This is a genomic window from Chryseobacterium sp. T20 (genome assembly GCF_047345655.1).
Taxonomy (GTDB): domain Bacteria; phylum Bacteroidota; class Bacteroidia; order Flavobacteriales; family Weeksellaceae; genus Chryseobacterium.
The window spans coordinates 300,949-323,861 of record NZ_JBLFDU010000004.1; the positions used below are offsets into that span (position 1 = coordinate 300,949).

22 protein-coding genes and 1 tRNA gene are annotated in these 22,913 nt (G+C 32.7%); 17 read left to right on the forward strand and 6 right to left on the reverse strand.

The genetic code is table 11. The features are described 5' to 3' along the window. Positions 1 to 35: 35 nt before the first annotated feature. Positions 36 to 875, forward strand: coding sequence for a DUF4822 domain-containing protein (locus ACMA47_RS12570; protein ID WP_413930041.1), 840 nt, complete (start codon positions 36 to 38; stop codon positions 873 to 875). Between the two features lie 95 nt (positions 876 to 970). Here ACMA47_RS12570 and ACMA47_RS12575 read toward each other — a convergent pair whose 3' ends face one another. The 3 genes from ACMA47_RS12575 to ACMA47_RS12585 form a co-directional block, all read right to left on the reverse strand. Then, positions 971 to 2,020 carry an MBL fold metallo-hydrolase gene (locus tag ACMA47_RS12575; RefSeq protein ID WP_413930042.1) on the reverse strand — a complete coding sequence of 350 codons (1,050 nt, stop codon included), beginning with the start codon at positions 2,018 to 2,020 and terminating at the stop codon, positions 971 to 973. Between the two features lie 162 nt (positions 2,021 to 2,182). Continuing rightward, a complete protein-coding gene (locus ACMA47_RS12580; RefSeq protein ID WP_413930043.1) occupies positions 2,183 to 2,980 on the reverse strand; it encodes a hypothetical protein in 798 nt (265 codons plus the stop codon). 174 nt (positions 2,981 to 3,154) lie between these two features. Further along, a complete protein-coding gene (locus ACMA47_RS12585) occupies positions 3,155 to 4,906 on the reverse strand; it encodes an alkaline phosphatase D family protein (RefSeq protein ID WP_413930044.1) in 1,752 nt (583 codons plus the stop codon). Positions 4,907 to 5,131: 225 nt separating this feature from the next. On the opposite strand from ACMA47_RS12585, the gene ACMA47_RS12590 reads away from it, so the two are divergent. Continuing rightward, positions 5,132 to 5,638: a hypothetical protein gene (locus ACMA47_RS12590; RefSeq protein ID WP_413930045.1), complete on the forward strand. Its 507-nt coding sequence runs from the start codon at positions 5,132 to 5,134 to the stop codon at positions 5,636 to 5,638. Between the two features lie 73 nt (positions 5,639 to 5,711). Here ACMA47_RS12590 and ACMA47_RS12595 read toward each other — a convergent pair whose 3' ends face one another. Beyond that, positions 5,712 to 7,427, reverse strand: coding sequence for a helix-turn-helix domain-containing protein (locus ACMA47_RS12595; RefSeq protein ID WP_413930046.1), 1,716 nt, complete (start codon positions 7,425 to 7,427; stop codon positions 5,712 to 5,714). A gap of 202 nt (positions 7,428 to 7,629) precedes the next feature. Here ACMA47_RS12595 and ACMA47_RS12600 point away from each other — a divergent pair, with 202 nt between their 5' ends. From ACMA47_RS12600 to ACMA47_RS12655, 12 genes are all read left to right on the forward strand, one after another. Continuing rightward, positions 7,630 to 7,806 carry a hypothetical protein gene (locus tag ACMA47_RS12600; protein ID WP_413930047.1) on the forward strand — a complete coding sequence of 59 codons (177 nt, stop codon included), beginning with the start codon at positions 7,630 to 7,632 and terminating at the stop codon, positions 7,804 to 7,806. Positions 7,807 to 7,812: 6 nt separating this feature from the next. After that, the gene (locus ACMA47_RS12605; RefSeq protein WP_413930048.1) at positions 7,813 to 9,993 is read left to right on the forward strand and encodes a prolyl oligopeptidase family serine peptidase; all 2,181 of its coding nucleotides are present in this window, start codon (positions 7,813 to 7,815) and stop codon (positions 9,991 to 9,993) included. Beyond that, complete coding sequence (locus ACMA47_RS12610) at positions 9,994 to 12,222, forward strand: lantibiotic dehydratase family protein (RefSeq protein ID WP_413930049.1); 2,229 nt, start codon at positions 9,994 to 9,996, stop codon at positions 12,220 to 12,222. 50 nt (positions 12,223 to 12,272) lie between these two features. Continuing rightward, on the forward strand, positions 12,273 to 13,079 hold the full coding sequence (locus ACMA47_RS12615; RefSeq protein WP_413930050.1) for a thiopeptide-type bacteriocin biosynthesis protein: 807 nt from the start codon (positions 12,273 to 12,275) through the stop codon (positions 13,077 to 13,079). Positions 13,080 to 13,463: 384 nt separating this feature from the next. After that, entirely contained in the window at positions 13,464 to 13,736 is a 273-nt protein-coding gene (locus tag ACMA47_RS12620) for a hypothetical protein (protein ID WP_062675569.1), read from the forward strand. A gap of 163 nt (positions 13,737 to 13,899) precedes the next feature. Continuing rightward, positions 13,900 to 14,427 (forward strand): hypothetical protein, encoded by a 528-nt coding sequence (locus tag ACMA47_RS12625; RefSeq protein WP_413930051.1) that lies wholly within the window; start codon positions 13,900 to 13,902, stop codon positions 14,425 to 14,427. Position 14,428: 1 nt separating this feature from the next. Then, entirely contained in the window at positions 14,429 to 15,322 is an 894-nt protein-coding gene (locus tag ACMA47_RS12630; protein WP_413930052.1) for a hypothetical protein, read from the forward strand. Positions 15,323 to 15,374: 52 nt separating this feature from the next. Beyond that, on the forward strand, positions 15,375 to 16,214 hold the full coding sequence (locus ACMA47_RS12635; RefSeq protein WP_413930053.1) for a hypothetical protein: 840 nt from the start codon (positions 15,375 to 15,377) through the stop codon (positions 16,212 to 16,214). Then, positions 16,207 to 16,884: an ATP-binding cassette domain-containing protein gene (locus ACMA47_RS12640; RefSeq protein ID WP_413930055.1), complete on the forward strand. Its 678-nt coding sequence runs from the start codon at positions 16,207 to 16,209 to the stop codon at positions 16,882 to 16,884. The genes ACMA47_RS12635 and ACMA47_RS12640 overlap by 8 nt, the downstream gene beginning before the upstream one ends. A 19-nt stretch (positions 16,885 to 16,903) precedes the next feature. After that, a complete protein-coding gene (locus ACMA47_RS12645; RefSeq protein ID WP_413930056.1) occupies positions 16,904 to 17,440 on the forward strand; it encodes a hypothetical protein in 537 nt (178 codons plus the stop codon). A gap of 11 nt (positions 17,441 to 17,451) precedes the next feature. Next, the gene (locus tag ACMA47_RS12650; protein ID WP_413930057.1) at positions 17,452 to 17,778 is read left to right on the forward strand and encodes a thiol-disulfide oxidoreductase DCC family protein; all 327 of its coding nucleotides are present in this window, start codon (positions 17,452 to 17,454) and stop codon (positions 17,776 to 17,778) included. A 10-nt stretch (positions 17,779 to 17,788) separates the two neighbouring features. Then, entirely contained in the window at positions 17,789 to 18,646 is an 858-nt protein-coding gene (locus ACMA47_RS12655) for a GLPGLI family protein (RefSeq protein WP_413930058.1), read from the forward strand. A 166-nt stretch (positions 18,647 to 18,812) separates the two neighbouring features. On the opposite strand, the gene ACMA47_RS12660 is transcribed toward ACMA47_RS12655, so the two are convergent. Both ACMA47_RS12660 and mce read right to left on the reverse strand, forming a co-directional pair. Further along, positions 18,813 to 18,886: transfer RNA gene (locus ACMA47_RS12660), tRNA-Ile, on the reverse strand. 62 nt (positions 18,887 to 18,948) lie between these two features. Continuing rightward, complete coding sequence (gene mce / locus ACMA47_RS12665) at positions 18,949 to 19,347, reverse strand: methylmalonyl-CoA epimerase (protein WP_413930059.1); 399 nt, start codon at positions 19,345 to 19,347, stop codon at positions 18,949 to 18,951. A gap of 93 nt (positions 19,348 to 19,440) precedes the next feature. On the opposite strand from mce, the gene rbfA reads away from it, so the two are divergent. The 3 genes from rbfA (at position 19,441) to ACMA47_RS12680 (ending at position 22,882) form a co-directional block, all read left to right on the forward strand. Continuing rightward, positions 19,441 to 19,800, forward strand: coding sequence for a 30S ribosome-binding factor RbfA (gene rbfA, locus ACMA47_RS12670; RefSeq protein WP_034693455.1), 360 nt, complete (start codon positions 19,441 to 19,443; stop codon positions 19,798 to 19,800). 3 nt (positions 19,801 to 19,803) lie between these two features. Further along, on the forward strand, positions 19,804 to 21,009 hold the full coding sequence (locus tag ACMA47_RS12675) for an ABC transporter permease (protein ID WP_413930060.1): 1,206 nt from the start codon (positions 19,804 to 19,806) through the stop codon (positions 21,007 to 21,009). A 79-nt stretch (positions 21,010 to 21,088) separates the two neighbouring features. After that, complete coding sequence (locus tag ACMA47_RS12680) at positions 21,089 to 22,882, forward strand: endonuclease (protein WP_413930061.1); 1,794 nt, start codon at positions 21,089 to 21,091, stop codon at positions 22,880 to 22,882. Positions 22,883 to 22,913 lie beyond the last annotated feature (31 nt).

The window sequence follows — 22,913 nt, forward strand, 5'->3', positions numbered from 1 at the left end:
AGAAATAAGTTTGCAAAGACTTAAAAAATACCCTTATGAATACACTGAAAAAATTATGTTTTCTGTCTGCTGCTATACTGTTATCAGCATCTTTTGTTTCATGCTCAAGTGATGACAATGAAATAAGTATTGAACAGCAGACTCCCTCACAGGTATTGTCTTCTACTCCATGGGAAACTACAGGAGCCAAAGATAAAAGTGGAAATAATGTAGCCCTTACTGATGCCAGCGTGTCAGGATATGTAGGTTTTGCTTATTTCAAAGCAGATGGAAAGTTTGCGATTTATAATCTGACTGACGTTTTAAGATCTATGGGAACATGGTCTGTAGATGCTCAGGGAAAGACAAGAACTATTGCTGCATTAAACCCGGATGGAACAACTATTTTCACCCGTGATGTTGAAATTCTTGTTTTGAACAAAAATGAATTCACTTACAGAATTCGCCCAAACTCCAGTGATCAGTCAGTTTACTATGATATCATCCATACCAAAACATCTCATGCTGAGCCAACGAACGGGCAGCTTACTCTGGCTTCTACTCCATGGGAAACGACTGGCGCTAAGGATAAAAGCGGAAATAATGTTGCATTAAATGATGCCAGTGTAGCCGGATTTGTAGGATATTCTTACTTCAAAGCCAACGGAACTTTTAAAATTTTCGGTTTGAACGATGTATTAAGATCTGAAGGAACATGGTCTATTTCTCCGGATGGGAAAAAGAGAACGCTTACTACTCCTACCTTTACCCGTGTTGTGGATATTCTGGTTCTGAATGAAACTACTTTTACTTACAGAATTACCCCTGATGCAGCTAACCCAACTGTATTTTACGATATTATTCATTCCAAGGTCAGCCATAAAGAGCCTTTGTAGTGATTATTTTTTTGATAAGAAGGAAAAACCTGCTCAGTGATAGGCAGGTTTTTTTATATTTTAAAATTAAAAGGAATGTATTATTTGTAATTGATTTACCTGTATTCTTCCCACCATTTTGTCCAGTTTACGGATCCCAGCTGATCCAGATTTACTTTTTCTCCCATCATCGGAAGAGTTATTGGAATATTATTTTCTTCTGCATGTTTTGAAGCCAGTTCTAAAGGTTCGTACCAGGTATGCTGAGCCAGTTTAAATTTAGAATTGTGTACCGGGATAAAGCTTTTGGCCTTCAGTTCTTTTATTTCTGTTATCAGTTGGTCCGGCAATGTATGAATGTAAGGCCACTTTTCATTATACTGCCCGGTTTCCATTACAGCTAAATCAAATGGTCCATATTTTTCTCCAATTTCTGTAAAATGATTTCCATAACCGCTATCACCGCCTAAAAACAGATTTTTCGTAGGTGTTTTTAAAACAAAGGAAGTCCAGAGTGAGATATTACGGTTCAGCAATCTGCCGGAAAAATGTCTTGCTGGCGTGAGTGTAACTCTGAAGCCTTCTGCAATGTCTATACTTTCCCACCAGTTTTTTTCAATAATGGTATCAAAGTTCCAGCCCCAATATTCGAAGTGTTGTCCGGTTCCCAGGCCACAGATAACTTTACCGACCTTATCTTTTAATTCCTGAACGGTTTTATAATCAAGATGATCCCAATGGTCATGGGAAATAAGCAGGAAATCTATATCCGGCATATGTTCCGGTTTGTAATAATCTGCTCCCTGAAAAGCTTTTATAGAACCTGGCATTGGGGAAGCATTTCCACTGAAAACGGGATCTATAAGAAATTTCTTTCCATCCACCTGTATGAAATAGGAGCTGTGCCCGAACCATACCAATACATTTTCATCCGGCTGAAGATTCTTAAGATCCGTCACTACAAACGGGAGTGCCGTTTTTGGTGATGTATTTTCTACTTTGCACAAGCTTTGAAGAAGTAATTTAGTCATGCTTTCTCCTTCTAACAGTGCTGGGGTTGTTAATATATTCTGAAATCTTCCGTTGAGATAATTGGGAAGTGTACTGAAGTATTCTTTTCTTTTTTCGTCGGGAAACTGCCCGAGCTGTTTTTTTAAACTTTTCATTCATTTAATTTTAAATTCAGCCATCGTTTCTAGCGAAATACACTCTATTTCATTGACCAGCAAACCTTAATATAAAATAAATATAAGCATAAGATTTTGAGATGTAAAAATAAATTGAAAAGGATATGAAATTTACATTCTTCATTAATCCATGAGAGATTCTTAAAAAAGCCATTTAACCAATCCGATCATGATGGTTCCTAATACTAAACAGAATAGGATCATTATTGCAAAAACCTTCCCAAATTCTGACCAAAATTTTTTATGATCGAAAGTAAAATCAACAGGATTAATATAATAGACATCATACACCAAAGGATTTATGCGCAAATCTGGTCGAAAATGCACAATTCCCTGGATATATCTTCTTCGTAAAGCTCTCAAATTTCCAATATAAGTACGGTAGCCTGCATCCATTCCATTAAAATCAACTTCTACTACCGAGCCATTGTCATTTACTTTCAATATATAAGTTTTGTGCCTTGGGCTGATACTCACATCATATTCATCAGAAAAGGAATATTTTTCAAGGTTATTGTACAAAATTTTATCTATTGTTCCATCTGCTCTCTCGTAGTGAATTCCCTTATCATCAACCTCTATCTTTCTGACGATTCTTTTTCTGATTCTCCTCTGGTAAAGAAAAAAACGGTATAAACCGAAAGCAAGTGCCGGATAGTATAGTATGGCTACAATAACAAATATGACCAGTTTATCACTCATCACAACAGGCAATCCTACTATGATCAGAAACGCCACCAACAATAAAAGTATCCCAAAAGTCCTGGTCAGCCAGGTCATGAACCACCATGTTTTAGAAACTAATGGCAAAAAATCTTTTCTTACATCCTCTTGCATCTGTTCAAGATACGAAAAAAGTAAATAACCTCTGGTAAAGATGGAGGATGAAAGAGGGAGGCTGGAGGCTACTGTTAGTCTGATAATTTCTGTAGTTACCACAAACTCAATGAAATTTTCCCTTAAAAAGATGATAGGTTTTTGAGAGTAGCCTTTGTTATGATCTCAATAACTTCCCTCCTCCTGCTTCCAACTTCCAAACTATAATACAAAAGAGCCACCGTAGTACACCGTGACTCTTTTGACTTAATTGAAAATAAGATATGATTATTGAAACTATAAAATGGTATAGGTTTTTTCTGTACTTACATTATAAGTGTCAGAGATGACGTTATCTACAAATCTCCATTCTGCGACTGAACTTCCAGTGGTAAATTTCACATGCAGATATCCTCTTTTATAAAGATTGGCATAATCCAGATCGTCAATAAGTAATGAAAATGCCTGGGCCAGCTCTATCGCTTTTGCAGGATCTGAAGTAATTCCCAGATATCCTTCCAAGCCAGGAGAAGAAACGGAGCTGCAAGCCAATTCTGTTCCGATAAACTTCCCTTGTGCATCGTTCAGTTTTCCTAACCATGCATTGTGGGTATCTCCCGCTAACACCACTACATTTTTCCCTGCAAGAAGGGAATACAGCTGCTCTCTTTCCATGAAATATCCATCCCATGCGTCCAGATTGTAGGGTAAAGTAGTTGTGATTCTTGCAATTTCCTGAGGTGTCAAAGTAGGATCCTGCTGCTGGTGTCTTGTTTTAAGAATAATCAGTTGTGTGATGGTATTCTGAAGGGCCTGCATCGTTGCTGGCTGTGCGCTTCCATGTTGTTTAATTTCTGCCAGAATTTGATTCAACAGCATAAGAAGTTCTGCAGGGACCATCATTTTGGTCATTAAAATCTGCTGTCCAAGCACTTTCCATTTTGCTGTATCGCTATTGATCTGAGAGCCCAGCCATGCCATCTGCTCATTACCGATCAGTTTTCTGTTTGTACTTAAAAAATCTGTTTTAAACTGTATCTGATTAAAATTCCCGGTGCTATCAAGATAATCGGAATATTCCATTTGCTTATCTCTTGCGATTACCCTTGTATCCATCATATAAAGGGAAACGATATTTCCGAAGTTGAAACTTCTGTAAATTCTCATATCTTTCCCCGTTTTAAGAGGGATATATTCGCTGTAAGCTTGAAAAGCCGCCATTTTTCTTGCCTGAAAATCTCCTTCGTTAGGCTGATGGTTTTCTGCTCCGGATTTATAGGTATCATTAGCAAATTCATGGTCATCCCAAACACAGATGAACGGTTTTTTCTGATGAAGAAGCTGAAGATTCTTATCTCCTCTGTACTGCCTGTATCGTTCTCTGTAATCGCTGAGGTTAAGAATTTCCTTCGCTGGCTGGTGTGCTCTTCCCAACTGGTTGGTGTAAGGATTTGTCCCATATTCTCCCGGAGCATATTCATAAATATAGTCCCCAAGGTGTACCACAACATCAGCTTCAGATTTTGCAATCGCACCGTATACATTGAAAAGTCCGGCAGGAAAGTTGGAACAAGATACCACTGCCATTTTCACTTCACTTACAGCATCTAATTTTGAAGGTAAAGTAAGGGTTTCTCCTGTCACGCTGACCTCCTTAGTTTTACCGTTATAGAATCTATAGTAATATTTTGTGTTGGAAGAGATATTCTGAACATCTACTGCTATAGTAAAATCATTGACAACTGTGGCATTCGCCTGCCCTCTTCTTACCACTTCTGAAAAGTTGCTGTTTTTACTGATTTCCCATGTAATCTCGGCATCAGTCCCTTTTGAATATCGGGTCCAGATAATAATTCCTGTTGCGCTGGGATCAAAACTTGCTACCCCGGATTCGAAACCTCCGTTTTGGAGATTATCGGGAGCATTTCCATTTTCAGTAAAATCATCACTGCAGCTTTCAATGAGAGGAGCAAGAAAAATTCCTCCGGCTGCCAATAGTGAATTTTTAAGAAATCTTCTTCTGTTGAATTGGTGGTTGTTTTCCATCATTACTTTTTTTGCAAAGCAACAGTATCTGAGGAAGAAGGTTGTTAACTGAATTTTAAATGTATTTTATGATTTTTTAAACAAATGTTTAATGTTATGCATAAGAAATTCAACCTTTGCAAAATGTCTCTTTTTAAGAAAATAAGAATGAAAATTGGTATAAATATTTTTAAAAAGTTGTGCTGCTTTTTATTACATTCACTACACTAATAATGATGATTAAACTATATGACTAAAAAAATCATTCTTTCAATATTCCTCTTAATGACAGGATATTTTTTCTATAGCCCGCTGATCATCTCATTGAGTGATATAGAAGATCCTAAACCCATTAACTTTAAACCTGATCAGATATTTAAATTAAAAGATATTCCGGAACTGAAAAGTTCTCAGAATATGGTTGCATATATAATTTTAACCCCGGAAGACCGAAAAAATGTAAGCCCCACAATTCCGAACTGGAAAGTTCTAAAGTCTGACAATACAGCTTTGATACATGATCTGCTTGAATGTGATTTCAACTATAATAATGCAGATGTTTCAACAATACAAAGTAAAATATTTATCTATTCAAATAATACATTAGTCTTTGAAAGCGAAATTTCGTTAGATCAAAATGATCTGGGGCTTCAAAATAGATTGACCGGCTGGGCAACTCCAGTGGATCATAATCGTTTGCTTACCATTATAAGTCAGTTTGACAGGTATAAATTACCGGTTTTAATTCTTAAGTAAGTATTTGATAAATATGAAATTATTCGAATTACGCAGAAAATATATTCTATACTAAAACACTATTTGTTTTGTTTTAATTCAAAATTGATTTTTCTATCTCTTTAATATAAATAGACGGAGTAGTTCCTGTCTTTTTCTTAAAAGCAATCGAAAATGCCTGAACGTTATTATAACCTATTTCTTCAGCAATAGCCGGTAATTTATAAGAACGAAATTTTTTATCTTTTACAAGCTGATCTAAAGCATAATCAATACGCAAATCATTAAGATAAGTTGTGAAATTTTTATCTTTATGGTTATTAATGATTTCCGACAAATAAGCAGTATTGGTTTTTATATTTTTCGCAAGACTTGTTAATGTAATCCCGTTTTTCAAAAAATGAAGTTTGTTTTCGAAATTGTCCAGATCCTTTAAAATAGATTGAGCAACATCTTCGGGAACAGTTTTAATTGTTTTGGTCTCACTTTCCACTTTTACCGGTTCATATATTTCTACTGGTCTATCATTTTTATTTTGAGCTGCTTCAAGATTTCTTTTTTCAATCAAATGAATTAAGTCCTGAGCAATTTTTCGATGTTCTTTCTCAGCTTTCTTAGTTTTGTAATAAAAATAGGTAAGCAAGAGTAATATTAAGGTTAAAATACTAACAGAAGCATACAAAAATGTTTTTTTATTTTTTAATTCATTTATTATAACTTCTTTTTCTTGTAAAAGATTGGGTGTATCATATTTCTGGTGCAGCTCCGTTGATAAGTATCGAAATTGTTCATCAAGCTTTTTATCAACTTTTAGAAAACGGTCAATATAATAGAGTTGCTTTTCTTTATCACCGCTTTCCCTATAATAATCTATTAGAAAAGTATATACATCTCCTAACTCTGGAAAAGTAATCTCCGTTTTTTTTACATTGGAATCTATCTGAGTAAAATATTTTATCGTCTCTTGTTTGTTATTCAATTCTTCATAACATTTTCCCAGACTGTATAATACAAAATTTTGATTATTATCATTAATACTTGAAAAATAAGTATAGGCCTTTGTTAGCTCAGCAATAGCAACTTGATAATTTTTGGTTTTAAGATTCAGCTGTCCGGATAAATATAAATACTGATTCCTATTATATTTATTCTTTTGTACAAAGGGAGAATTCAATCCTTCCTGAATAAAAAACCTGGCAGAATCAATTTTGTTTATTTTAATATAGCAGTACGCAAGACTTACCCGCATCTGATCATGCTGATATTCATCTGTTATATCGTGGGAATTCAATAAATAATATCTAAATGTTTTTGCTGCCTCTTTATTTTTCCCCATATAGCTATTTAAATAGGCAATATTCATATTGGCATAAGCTATTTGCTTCAAATTCTTTTGCTTTTTAGAATATTCTAAGCCTAAAATATAGTTATCAAGAGCAGCTTTTAAATTGTCATATTTATAGTATAAATTTCCTTTTATAATAAATGTTCTGGCTGGATATATATCTCCTTTCACATTTTTTGTAATCATAGCCAGACTATCAATATACTTTAAAGCCCCGGGGAAGTCCTCAGTTGAGTGCATAAGATTATACCCTTCTGCAATTTCAAGGATATTTTTTTCTTTTTTCGCTTTTGCTAAGTAATATTGAGAAATAACTTTTGCTTCTAACTTTTTATTAGATTCATCATAAACATTAAATTTATTTTTTAACTCCTCATAATTCAATAATTTTAAACTATCAATTTTGTTTTGAGCAAAAAAAAGACTACAAAAGAATGCAAATAAAAGCAGGAATATCTTTTTCATTAATTTTTCTATACCGTACAAAAATATTCATTTTTTCAAGAAAATGCATAATCTGTATTTTGATTTTAACTAATTGATCATTATTATTTTATTGAGATTTTACAAACGTGTATTTATAAATCTATAGATATATTTTCAGCAGGTCAAAGAAATATTGCTTTCTTTGTACCATTAATTTTTATAAAACAAAACAATAACAATCATGAAAAAAGAAAACAACGCGCAAAAGAAATTGTCTTTAAAAAAAGTACAGATTATGAAGATTAATGATTTAAAGAGAATTCATGGAGGATATGGAGGGAATGGTAATCAGGCGTCTTTTGATGAAAATGGCGAAGTGGATCCAAACACTCCCATTAAACATACAATAAAGCCTTAAATAAATATGAAAAAATTAATATTTGTCATTATTGCTATTTTATATGTACTTCCCGTAAAGGCTCAAAAAAACAATTTAGCACCTTCAAAACCTGTTACAGAAAATTATTTTGGAACTAAAATAATAGATGAATATAGAAACCTTGAGGATCTTCAAAATGCTGGAACTATAAATTGGATGCAGTCTCAAACCAATTATACCAATTCTATATTAAATCAAATTCCTAAAAAAAACTATTATGTTGAAAAAAGGTTAGAATTTGACAGAAGGCAGGGGTACTCTATATCAGATTTTGAAATTACCGATAATGACAAATATTTCTATTTAAAGAAAAATGGTGATGAAAAGATTGCCAAATTATATTATAAGGAAGGCTTTTTAGGCAAAGAAGTATTGCTATATGATCCTGCTATGTATAAAGAGAATAACGGAAGTCATTCTTTTGTTATCAATTATATAAGTCCATCTTCGGATGGCAGTAAAATAGCTGTTTCCATGTCTGAAAAAGGAAAAGAATTATCAGAAATAATTATCCTGGATGTAAAAACGAAATATGTACATCCGGAGATTATTACCAACTCTGCACCCGCTACTTTCGATGGAATAAAATGGACAGATGATAATACAGGGTTTATCTATGTAGAGTTTTCTACAACTGACCCCACATCTCAAAACTTTTATAAAAATACAAAAACTGTATTCTATAAAATTGGAACTGATCCTAATAAATCGGTTGACGTTTTTTCTGCTAAAAACAATCCTGATTTACATATTACCGAAGATCAATTTCCAATCATTTTAGACTTTAGCGCTGATGATCAATACTATATTGGTATGTTGGTTGATTTCCAGTCTTATAGAAAAACATTTATCATTCGTAAGCAGGATTTATTATCAGGTAAAAAAAATTGGAGATTATTTTCCAATTCGGACGATAAAGCTAAAAGTTTAACTTTTCAAAAAGATAAAATATTCTTTATATCAGGTTACAATACTTCTCTCAATAAGCTATGTAAAACTAATATTCTCAATCCTGACTTTAAGAATGGTGAAGTTTTAATTCCTGAAAAAAAGGACGAAATCATTAAAAGCTACACAATCACAAAAGATGGTATTTATTATACCACTACAAAAAACGGAGTAGAAGCTAAGCTGTACTTATATAAAAACGGACAAAATCATTCTATTGAACTTCCCTATCCATCCGGAGATATTAATTTAAGGAGAAAAGGAGAAAATCATTCTGATATCTGGATAACTTGCTCCGGTTGGGCCAATGATGAGCAAAGATTTAAATATGACCTAAAGACCAATTCTTTCAAGCCAGAAAATCTTACCCCTATTACTAAATATCCCGAATTTCAGGATATTATTGTTAATGAAATCATCGTAAAATCAAGAGATGGACAAGAAATCCCGGTATCCTTACTATATAATAAAAACATCAAAAAAGATGGTAAGAATATGACTCTTATTAACAGCTATGGTTCTTATGGTATTTCTAATAATCCCTATTTTTCACCCACTTATTTATTATGGGTTCAACAAGGTGGTATAGTTGCAATAGCTCATGTAAGAGGAGGAGGAGAAAAAGGAGAAGAATGGCGCTTAGGAGGATATAAAGAAACTAAACCCAATACCTGGAGGGATCTAATAGATTGTACAGAATATCTGATAAAAGAAAAATATACCTCTCAGGAAAAAGTAGCGATTTGGGGCGCCAGTGCCGGAGGAATTACTGTAGGGAGAGCCATGACGGAGAGACCTGACCTCTTTAAAGTAGTTATTGCTGAAGTAGGAGTAATGAATCCGTTAAGAGATGAAATAACCCCTAATGGCCAGCCTAAAGAATTCGGAACGGTTAACGATCCAAAAGAATTCAAAAGTTTGCTGGAAATGGATGCCTATCAGCATATTAAAAAAGGAGAAAAGTATCCTGCTACGTTTATAACCGGAGGAATAAACGACCAGCGGGTTATAGTCTGGGAACCCGTAAAATATGCTGCTAAACTAATGTTTAATGATGCTTCTTCCAATCCTCAGTTATTAAAAATAGATTTTGAAGGAGGTCATGGAAATAATGTTGCAGTAGATCAAAGATATACTAATATTGATGATATATTTACTTTTGCATTTTGGCAATTAGGCCATCCCGACTACCAACCAAAAGAACAAATAAAAAAGTAGATGTCACGCTTCCCTTATCATTTTTTTAATGAGTATATAGTACGAACCCCTTTATTCTCACTAAAGAGCTTTCAGGAACAACTTAGTCAAGATGAAATTTCAGATGGAAAATTAAAAGAGATTTTTAACAATCCTGTTTTTAGGGAGGCTATCTATCTTGCCTCATCTCATTTATATGAAGAGTTTGACAAATGGCTCAGCTCAGAAAAACCATTATCATCCAAAGAGTTTCATAAACTCAAAAATACCCTTCTAAAATATTATAGCCGAATGAGTACCCGTTGTACTCCATTCGGCTTATTTTCTGGTATAGGGTTAGGAGAATTTTCTTTAGAAGCATCAAAATTTTCCGACAACACAACAGGATACCAACTACCTACTGATCAATTAGTACGGGATACCAGATTGGATATGCATTTTCTTGTTTCTCTTGCACAATACTTTACACAACTACCCATAGTAAAGAATAAGCTTTTATTTTTTACTAATAACAGCATCTATAAAATAGGCAATAGAATTCGATATATAGAATATCAATATACAGGAGGAAAAAGAGAATACATTATTTCCTCGGCTCCAATATCTGCAGAGTTACAGCAAATAATAAATTTTTCAAAACAAGGTAAAACCATTAGTGAAATTTCTCATATCCTGCTTAATGAAGAGATAACAGAAGATGATGCAAGAGAATTTGTAGAAGAATTGATTGATAATCAGGTACTGGTAAGCGAGCTTGAACCGAATGTATCAGGAACTGATTTTTTAAATACTATTATTACTGTTCTAAACAGATTAGAAATAAAAAATGAAACTGATATTTTAGTTTCTTTAAAGAATAACTTGGAGAAACTGGATTTAAATATTGGTAATCCTACTATATTATACGATGAAATCAGAGATCTGATACAATCGTTCACAATGGAGTATGAACAAAAATATCTCTTTCAGACGGATCTCTATAATAGCTCTCATTTTTACTTATCCCCAAGTTGGAAAAAAGAATTAAAAACCGGAATAAGTTTTCTGAATAAAGTCACTTTAACACAAAAGGAAAATCAATTTTCCAGATTTAAAAAAGCTTTTGTCGAAAAGTTTGACACTCAGGAAATGCCTCTGCTGTATGTCTTAGATACTGAAATAGGCATAGGATATAAGCAAAATACATCTTCAAAAGGCATTCATCCTTATATAGAAGATTTAATACTTCCTATTTCACAGGAAAAACAAAATAAAAATATTGAGTTTACTCCGATCCAGATAATACTTAATGAAAAGTTACAGGAAGCTCTGTTAGATAATCAATATAGTATAGAACTAACAGATACGGATTTTGAAGATTTCCAGGAAAATTGGGATAATATGCCTGATACCACGTCTATCATGGCAGAAATCATTTCTGAAAATAATCAGGAAAAAATATTCTTAAATGCAAGCACAGGAACTAGTGCCGGTACTCTTTTGGGGCGATTCTGTTCTGAAAAATCAAAAGTACAGAATCTTATCAAAAACATTACTGAAAAGGAAAAAGAACTCAACTCTGACGTGATCTTAGCTGAAATCATTCACTTACCTGAAGCAAGAATAGGAAATATAATAAGAAGACCTACTTTGAGAGCGTATGAAATTCCTTATTTAGCTCAATCTTTATTGCCTCAAGAAAATCAGATATCTACAGATGATCTATATATTTCTTTAAAAAATGATGAGATTATTTTACGTTCAAAAAAACTAAATAAGAGGGTTATTCCTTATCTCACAAACGCTCATAATTATTATACCAATACATTACCGGTCTATCATTTCTTATCAGATTTACATACACAGAATATCAGATCCGGACTTTATTTTAACTGGGGCGATTTAGAATATATTTATACATTTTTGCCAAGGGTAGAATATCGTAATATCATTCTTTCCAAAGCGCGGTGGAAGATTACAGAAAAAGATATTTTTTTGTTAGATCAATTAAAATTGAACAAAAAAGATTTTTTACAGGAACTAAAAAACTGGAGAAACAAAAGAAAGATTCCGACTTGGATTCAATGGTCCAAATTTGACAATACTTTAACCATGGCTCTTGAAAATTATGACATGGCAAAACTTTTTATTGAAACTGTTAAAAGTCAAAAATCAATCATTATAGAAGAATTTTTATACAATGAAAACGATCATTTCAGACGGGAGTTTATTTTTCCAGTGTATAAAGCCGTAGAAGAGAAAAATAAGTAAGATATTTAATAATGCAACGAACTTTTATCCCCGGAAGTAATTGGTTATACTTGAAAATATATACAGGTATAAAAACTTCTGATATTATCCTTGAAGAAGCCATACATCCTTTAATAGAGCTATTTCAGAAGAACGGCTATATTTCCGAATGGTTTTTTATACGGTATTATGATCCTAAATCCCATTTGAGAATAAGATTAAAATTAAATGATCCTCATTATTACCATGAAATTCTTAACACTGCTCAAAATATTTTTCAGCCATATATAGATAGTGGAGAGATCTTTACCATTATGGTCGACACCTATAACCGGGAAATTGAAAGGTACGGAAAGAATACCATGGAAGAAGTAGAAACCCTATTTCACAAAAATAGTGAGTTCACGTTGGAGTGTTTACATTATGATGATGAGGAAAAGATCATAGTTAGCTTGTTTTATATAGATGAGATATTGAATAAACTTAATCTTTCCATCCAAGAAAAGCTGGAGTGGATCAAATATTTTAATCATACTTTTAAACAGGAATTTAATGCAGATAAAAAACTCAATAGCCAGCTTGACAAAAAATACCGAGAGTTTAAACCTAAATTTGTAGACTTTATTAATTCTAAAGAGTTTTTGGAAGAAAGGAACTTTATTATTCATACTATTGAAGAAAAGAACACTGCACTACAAAACATTCTTCGTAAACATGAAAATCAATCTTTAGAAATGCCTCTGCAATTCTTATTTCAGAGTATTTTCCATATGAATATCAACAGAATCTTTGTTTCTCAACAAAGATTATTTGAAATGGTTATTTATGATTATCTCTTGAGATATTATAAAACGCTTGCTTATGAATCATTCTTATAAAGAATTTTTCAAAATACCCTATTCTTTCCCCTCAGTTTCCTGATATTATTCCCAATAAAAAAACACTTTCCAATAGTATCCTATAAATTCTTATACAGGATACTATTGAAAACACAACAAGCTAAAAAACAATAATTTACACAACATACAATTCTTGTTTAAATTTATAAATCCATAAGGATCTTCACCCAAAATTTATAAATCCCACTATACTTTTCTTGTATCATCGAAAAAGCACACGCATCTTTGCCTTGGTTAGAAACACAAATAATCTTAACCTTTTTATATCTGCGCAATATAAAAATGAAATAAGCCTGATCAGCAAAAAACCCATGTCAGGGATTATATGACAAAATTAATTATCATAAAAAAAACAAAATTATCATGAACAAAAAAATCAGAAACTCAGTTTTCGCAGGAGGAATGGCATTCGTATTTGCATTAAATTTTTTAGTACCTAATGTAGTTAAAGCACAAGGTATCGCATATGGGGATCAAGTACAGTCTTCTAACACTTCACGCCAGGCGCTTCCTCCAGGTTCAAGTGTATCTGCTGTTGCCGGAACCGTTCTTCTTGCTGTAATGGTTGTTTCAGCTCTAGTAGATGGTCTTCACGCAACAGATGATGTTTCAGCAAACATCCAGAACTTAGACTAATAATGATTTAATGGCTCATTGTATTAATGAGCCATTTTTTTTCCTGACAGTTATGAAAAAAGCAATTAAAATATTTATCGTTACTTGTGTATCAATTTATTGGCTTTTTACATTTTTATACAATTCACCCAATAATTTTATAAAGATTGAGTATCAAAAAGAAATGAAACTATTTTCTACTTTTTTTGCTCAAAAATGGAGTTTTTTTGCCCCTCCGCCGCAATTTAACTACAAACTTTATTTTACCTATCTGGATGAGAATAAAAATGAAATTGCTGCTTTCGAAGTCTATTCTTCCATTATAGAATCAAAACGAAATACAAGACCATTTAATGGTAGAGCCGAAATGGTAGACTATACAATTTATGGATCTATCGAAGGTATCGTTAATACAATAGTGAAAGAAAGAACTGAAATAAACACCACACAACCCGAGCTAAATCTTCACAATGCCAATCTTCTGGCAGTACAGAGACTCAATGAAGTTCCTGAACAAGTTCAAGGTTTTCTTCTGTTAAAAGACTATGCGAAGATTGTTGGAAAAGATAAAATGTCTGCAGAGAAGTTAAAGTCAGTAAAATATGTAACAATAAACATAAATTCTGAGGAAATTAAAAAGTTTGCTAATAGAGAAAGTAAAAAGCCCAATGTAGAATCTAAAGTAATTGCTTTCAATCCTTATCCTTTTTAAAATGAAAAAACTATTCCATTCAAATCACTATATATATCTTTCGGTTTTCAGGATATTGATATCAATACACGTGTTTAAAAAATATTTACAATTATTTTTTAATAAAGATCTCATCACTGATGCTACATTTTTGAAAGCAGCACCTGTCAATCCAATATTTCAGTTATTTGGAATTCAGCAATCCTCTATTTTTCAAAATATTAATATTATTCTTAGTGTTATAATGTTGCTAAGTATTTTATTTGCCTTTGGAATTTTCAGGTATTTCACTCCCTTATTGTTATATATTTCCGTAGAAATTGTTCAAAGAGCATATCCTTTTATATTAAATGGTGGTGATAATTTATTGAAATTTCTTTTACTGTACATGATTTTTACAGATTGTTACCGATATTTCACATTAAATAACAGTACCGGGCAGAAAAAAGACAGTATCAGCTATTTTGTCAATCAAATATCCGTTTTATCTATAAAAATTCATTTATCTTTGATTTATTTCGTTTCTGCCATATTCAAACTTAATGCTAAAGTATGGTTCAGTGGTGTTGCCACTTATTATACATTACAATTAGAAAGATTTAAGGGAACAGAAATGAATAATATACTAGCAAAAAATGGGATTTTTGTGACACTTTCTACCTATGTTACTTTAATGTGGGAGTTAGCATTTCCTTTTCTTGCATGGCATAAAACCGGCAAATACGTTGTCTTTGCTCTTGGAATAATGATCCATCTGGGAATATACATTTTTATGATGATCCATGATTTTGAAATCCTATTTATGATGTGTTATGGCTTTTTCATAAGTGATGAAGAATGGAAAAAGGCTGGAGTATATTTTCAAAAAATTGTATCGCTATTCAAAAAAAAAATATTTAGTAAAGAATATGCTTAAGAGATATCTGAAACTGAGATTAAAATTATTACTTAAAGCGTCAAACCAAAGTATGGATATTGGTGTTTTAGTAAGTATAATGCTTTTATTTTTACTTTTTTTTAAAACGAATCATAATGGCTATTATACATTAATTTCATCAACTGTTTTATTTATCATTCATTTTACGCGAAAGGATATTAATTTTTTAAAAAATATTTTAGGAAAGCAATTCTATATAAGCCTTGCATTAGAATATTTGATAATTTGGATATTTATAAATTTATTTTTCGTTTTCAAAGAAAATAACTTTGTCTTTTTGGGAAATGTTTTTATATGCTTCATTTTACCTTTATTAAAGCTTAAAAAATATGTTGCAAACCCAGGGTTTATCAATAAAATTCCTAATGCATTATTAGAGTGGAAAGCCTATATACGAAAGAATATTATAATTTTCTTTTCCTTTGTATTACTTTCAGTTTTCTTAGGATATCATCCCGCAACTTTAATAATATTAGGGTTATGTTGGTTACATATTCTTTTGCATGTCTATTCACTCCAGGAAAATAAAGAAATTCTCATTCTGCAATTCTCAAAATTCAGATTAGAAAAAAAAATCATATACTCTTTTCTGATTTGCTTGATGATCTCAATTCCTGCTATAATCAACTTTGCATTTTTAAATCCCCTACAAAAAGATTATATAATTTATTTCACTCTTTATCTTTTTCTTTCAAATTATGTTATTATTATTAATAAGTATGTAAATTATAATGAAAAAATAAAGGTAACTCATATCAATGACGCAGAATTTTTCAAATTTACACTTATAATTGGGCTACTAATTCCAGCAATAATTTACATTATAAACAATAGAAAATCAGCCTTAAAGAAAATTGCAAAGTATGTTTAGTATACAAAATATCACCTTGAATTATAACTCCAAAAAAATTTTGGATAACCTAAGTTTAAATATAAATGAAGGAAGCATATTCGGTGTTCTTGGAAGGAATGGTGCGGGAAAAACAACTTTATTTGAATCTATTTTTCAAAATACAAAATACCATGGAAAAATAGTATTACAAGACCAACCTATAGATAAAAGAGATATTTCGTATTTGGAATCTGAAAATTACTTTTATCCTTATCTGTCGGTTAACGATATTTTAAACCTGTTTATTCATGATAACGAGGATGAAAAGATAACAAGGTTGACAAATTTCTTTAATATTCCAACAGACGCTATTGTTGAAAAACTTTCATTAGGAACCAAGAAGAAACTTGCAATCCTTTGTAATATTTTAATTGACAGACCCATATACTTATTTGATGAACCATTTAACGGACTCGATTTTGAAAGTGTCGAAAAGTTTTATTTTATCATTGATGAGCTCAAAAAAAGAAATAAGATCGTTTTGATAAGCTCTCATATTATGGAAACTCTTACAAATTGTTGTGATTATATCGGACATTTACAAAATGGGAAATTCGCTAAAATTTACCTTTCAGAAGAATACCATTTAATACGGACACATCTTACAGAAGATATTCAGAAAGATTGGGTCTCTTACATCAACATTTAGCATTTAAAAACTAATTTCTATGGACAATAACCTTATTTCATTGGAGTATATTTTTATTACTTCAATAGTGATCGCTTTATCCTTTACAGGATGTATTTATGGCATTGCATACTCTCTTTCTTATGATAATTTTAGTATGACTGCAGTTGCTTTTTTCCCTATTCTTTCATTGTTTATTGCTTTTATGATCGCTGCAATTATTCTGTTTCTGTCATTAAAGAAATATAAGAAGGTAAAACAGGTAAATCATATCGCCAATTTTTATTATGTGATTTGTACGTTCATTCTTAGTGCTATCATGATTTTTTTGATCGATGTTTTCGTGTATGCTTTAATTGATAAAACATTGTCTTTAAAATATGCTGAAACATTGCAGATGATATCCAGACAATATGCGGTAACCTCAAAAAATATTGATTACATGAAAAAAATTCCATTTATTCTTCAAAGTGGAGTTATGATATTTACAGGGCTGTTGGCAGGGTCATTTTCTTCGTTATTCATTTTATCACAATATAAAAACATCAAAAAGCAGCCAGACTTGCAATCTATTTAAAAATTCACAAAATGAAAGTTATTATTTATGATTCTGAATGTAAGTTTTGTACAAGGTTTTCCAAATGGAGCCAATCTAATGTTAAAACACTGGAAATCATTTCCGTAAGAAGCAAAGAAGCAAGAAAAATTCTTCGTGATAAAGGAATTAAGTTTATAGATCTTCAGACCATCTATTTTGTGAATGATAATGAAGTCTGGGTACGGTCAAAGGCAATATTTGAAATATTTGCCCACTTTACTTCTCCCTGGAGAATTATTTCTTTTTTCTCTTTTTTACCTACTCACTTCACGGATTTTTGGTATAAAATTTTTGCAAAATACAGATACAACTTTTAAAAATCAACCTATGAAATACTTATTGATACTACCATTATTCTTTTTAATTACTATCAAAACCAAAGCTCAGGAGATCAATCGTTTTTTCTATGAAGTACAATATAAACCTAAAAAAGATTCTACAAGAAATGAAACTGCAATGATGGTTTTAGATATTAAAAAAGATCAATCGATCTTTAAAGACTATCAATTAATTGTCTCAGATTCAATCTCCAATGAAGTATTTAAAAAAATGCAAAAAACAGGCATTTACGAAAATCAGTCAGCACCTCCGAATGTCAGATTTACCTATTCTGTAACAAAAAAATATCCTGACATGGAAGTTCAATATACTGAAGATATTATGAATGGATTGACTCCTCTTACCTTTGGTTATCAGGAAAAAATAAATTTTGACTGGAAAATTCAGAAAGAAAAGCAAAAAATCGGCGAATATAATGCCCAAAAAGCTATAGTAAATTTTGCGGGAAGAAAATGGGTTGCCTGGTTTTGTCCTGATCTTCCTTTTAATGATGGCCCGTATAAATTTAATGGTTTACCTGGATTAATTGTAAAAATAGAAGATGATCAACACAATTATTCATTTACCTTAAAAGGAAATAAAAAAGCGAAAGATAACAGTGAAGATTCACTTGTTAAAAAGTTCACCAATGGTAATGTGAAAATAGTAGAAAAAGTAAAATTTACAAAGACATTTGAAAATTACAAACAGGATCCTTTAGCTGCCATGAGAAATGAGCTAACTCCTCAATTATTAAGTATGACAATGCCTGGAACTGATATGAAGGTAAAAGACTTTATTGAGAAACAAGGGAAGGAAATAAAAGAATCTTACAAGCTTAACAATAATCCTATTGAAAAAGAATAATAAAGCCATTTAATAAAAATCTATATGCAGGGCAGTATTGTCCTGCTTTTTTATAGCCTTGTATTAATACAATGGCATTATCATTTAAACCTGAGCCTGTATTTCAGTATATAGTTTCTGGAAATAAAAAAGCACCTACATTTTTGTAAGTGCTTGATTTTTATTGTGGTCCCACCTGGGCTCGAACCAGGGACCACCTGATTATGAGTCAGGTGCTCTAACCAACTGAGCTATAGGACCTCAAAACTTGGTTAAATTTTGTGTTTGCAAAAATAGTAAAATTTCTTTCACTACAAAATTTTTTATTGCTTTTCTTGGCAAAGTTCTACCAGCACACCGTTTGTAGACTTGGGATGAAGGAATACAACTAATTTGTTATCAGCACCTTCTTTCGGTTCTTCGGAGATAAACTGAAATCCTTCTTTTTTCAGTCTTTTCACTTCTTCCACGATATTTTCAACGCCAAATGCCAGATGATGGATGCCTTCTCCCTTTTTATCAATAAATTTTGAGATCGGACTTTCAGGATTACTGGCTTCTAAAAGCTCAATTTTACTTTCTCCCGTTTCATAGAAAGAAGTTACTACTCCTTCTCTTTCCACTGTTTCTTTTTTATAGGATTCTTTTCCTAATAATTTGGCAAAAAGTTCATCAGAACCTCCTAAAGACTTTACAGCAATACCAATATGTTCTAGTTTCATAAATACTAATCAATATAATTAAATCGTAAATTTGATACTGTAGTTGAATTTCAAAGTATCAATTCAAACAAAAGTACTAAATTTGCAGAAATTATGGAAAGTAACAGACAAAGAAAAGTAGCACAGATCATTCAGGAAGACTTCGCAGAGCTTTTCCGCAAACAGGCTTCAGAAAGCAAACAGAGCATATTGGTATCTGTTTCAGATGTAAAAGTAACTGCTGACTTAGGAATTGCTAAGATTTATTTAAGCATTTTCCCACAGGAATTCCGTACCGCTGTGATGAAGGAGATTGAAGAAAACAAACCTCAATACAGAAACTTCATTGGCCAGAAAATGGCAAAACAGGTGCGTATTATTCCACAACTTAACTTTTACCTGGATACCGCTCTTGATGATGTTGAAAGACTGGAAAGAGAATTAAGAGGCGAAGGCGACAATCCTGTTTTATAGATCTTGAAGAATATTGCATTTTACATAGCATCCAGATACCTTTTGGCCAAAAAGGGAAGTACTGCCGTTACGTTCATTACGTGGCTGGCTGTAGGTGCCATGACGGTTGCTGTGGCTGCAATGTTCGTCATTATTTCTGTTTTTTCAGGACTTGAAGACCTGAACAAAGATCTTATTTCCAATCTTCACGCTGATCTTACGTTAAAAAGCACCTCCGGAAAAACCATCAAAAATCTGGATAACGTCAGTAAAGTTTTGAGCAACAATAAGGAAATCAGCAGTTTTTCCCGCGTTATTGAAGAAAAAGTATACATCAGTTTCAACGGAAAGGGTGATATTGCTTACTTAAGAGGGGTAGATTCTGCTTATGTTAAGGTAAATCCTATTAATAAAGAAGTGTTCTACGGAACTTATCCAAGCTTCAAATACTCGAATGAGGTATTGATGGAAAACAGTCTGGATAACAGGCTTTCAATTCCTGTGGATTCTTCCAATCATTATGCAACCGTCTTTATGCCCAAACCGGGAACGGGGATTATCAGTAAGGAAGAAGACATCTATAATAAAAGAGATATTCTGGTAACAGGTGTTTTCCCGGGAAAAGACCAGCTGGACAATTATATTGTTTCTCCTATTGAGCTTACAGAAGAATTACTTACTCTTCCTAAAAAGTCCGCTTATCAGATTGTTATTAAACTGAAAAATCCGGAAAATGCAGATGCTGTAAAACAAAGCCTGCTTTCTTCTCTCGGAAAAAATATTGAGATCAAAACCAAGGAAGAGGAAAATGCCGCTTTCTGGAAAATGATCAACACTGAAAAGCTTTTTATTTATCTGATCTTTGCATTGGTTATCTTTATTACGACCTTTAATCTTGCGGGAGCGATTATCATCCTTCAGCTTGATAAAAAAGAACAGGCAAAATCATTGATATCACTCGGCTTCCCTTTAAGCCATTTAAGAATGACCTATTTCTACACCGGACTCCTGATCGTTGTTTCCGGAGTGATTACCGGATTAATTCTTGGAACAGCACTTTGCTACTTCCAGCTTTATACAGAATTCTTCAGAGCCAATGAGGTTCTGCCATTCCCGGTAAAAATTGTAGGAAAAAATTATCTTATTGTAGCCCTTACAGCTTCCTTATTTGGAATTACTATTTCATGGTTCTTTTCAAAAATCAGTAAAGAATATATTACTAAAGGCTAACATTTCAAGTTTATATATTACATACAATTAATATACTTCGGTTTCATTTTTTCGTACCTTTACGCCCCAATTTTAAAAAATGAAACAACTTTTATCTTTTTTTCTTTTAAGCGTGACATTTATAAGCGCTTTGGCACAGGCTCCGGCAGGATATTATAACCAATCGCCGACCTTAACTGGTGCAGCTCTTAAAACAGCTCTTAAAACCATTATCAGTAATGGACACATAGACAATGGTTATGGTGGCCTATGGACAGGGTATGCTACCACAGACCGTGATTATTTCTATGAAAATGATGGAACTATTCTGGATATTTATTCTGAAAATCCAAATGGACCGGATCAGTATAATTTCACCCTAGGAACCAGTCAGTGCGGATCTGCCGGATATTCTAATGAAGGTGACTGCTACAACAGAGAGCACGTGATTCCTCAGAGTCTGTTCAACAGCGCTTCTCCTATGGTTGCTGATATTCATTTTATCCGAGCTACCGATGGAAAAGTGAACGGAATGAGATCCAACTACCCTTATGGAATCGTAGGAAATTCTTCTTTTACTTCTAAAAACGGATCAAAATTAGGAAATTCTGTATCAGCAGGATATGCAGGTACGGTATTTGAACCCATTGATGCTTTCAAAGGAGACATTGCCAGAATGATTCTTTATTTTGTGACAAGATATGAGGATAAACTTCCTAATTTCACTACTGGAGACATGCTTGGTAACACAGCATTCCCGGGACTACAGCCTTGGGCACTTAATCAATATCTAGCATGGAATGCAATGGACCCTGTGTCTGCTGAAGAAATTGCAAGAAACAATACTTCTTATACCTACCAGGGAAACAGAAACCCTTTCATTGATCACCCTGAATATGTTACTCAGATATGGGGAGCGCCGGTTATTGATAACCAAGCCCCTACAGCAGCAACTAACCTTGTTGCCAGCAACCCAACTTCAAACTCTATTGCTTTAAGCTGGACAGCTGCTACGGATAATGTGGGAGTAACTTCGTATGAGATTTATGCCAACGGAACCTTAAAAGCTACTGTTTCAGGTACAACAACATCTACTATAGTTTCCGGATTATCACCTTTGACTCAATATACATTCTACATCATCGCTAAAGATGCTTTCGCAAACTCTTCTCCACAAAGTACAACAGCTACAGAAACAACTCTTGATGTACCTGCCGGAGGAGGAAGCTGTGGAACTGAAAATTTCGAAATGATCAGCGGTGCTGCCAATACTTATCTGACAGCAACCTGGACCAACAACGGAATTTCCTGGACTGCAACAGATGCAAGAGTTGACCAAACCATCAATAATAAAGCGATCACCATTAGAAATGGTACTTTAACAAGTTCTTCATTTTCAGGGGGAGTTCAAAGCTTAACTTTAACAACTCAATTGAAATTCTCCGGAAGCGCAGGATATTTCAATGTTTTTGTAAACGATGTTAATGTAGGAACTATTCCTTACAGTAATGTTGTTACTACCACTACCATCAGCAATATAAATGTAAGCGGAAGTGCAGTGATTAAACTGACAAATTCTTCTACTTCCAACAGAGTGGCTCTGGATGATCTTAGCTGGACCTGTTTCGGAACTACGTTAGCTACTGCTGAAAACCAAAAAGATAAATCAGTGATTACCATCTACCCTAATCCGGTAAGAAATAATGAATTATTTGTAAAAGGAGAAAACCTTAGCAAAATTTCAAAAGCTGAGATCTATGATCTTTCAGGTAAATTAATTGAAACGATTGCAAATCCTTTCAGACATTCAAACAAAATTAACCTTAAAGGTATGGTAAAAGGAACTTATATCCTTAAAACAGATAATTTCTCTACTAAATTTATCGTAGATTAATTATTAAAAAATATTTCAAACCAAGGCCGGA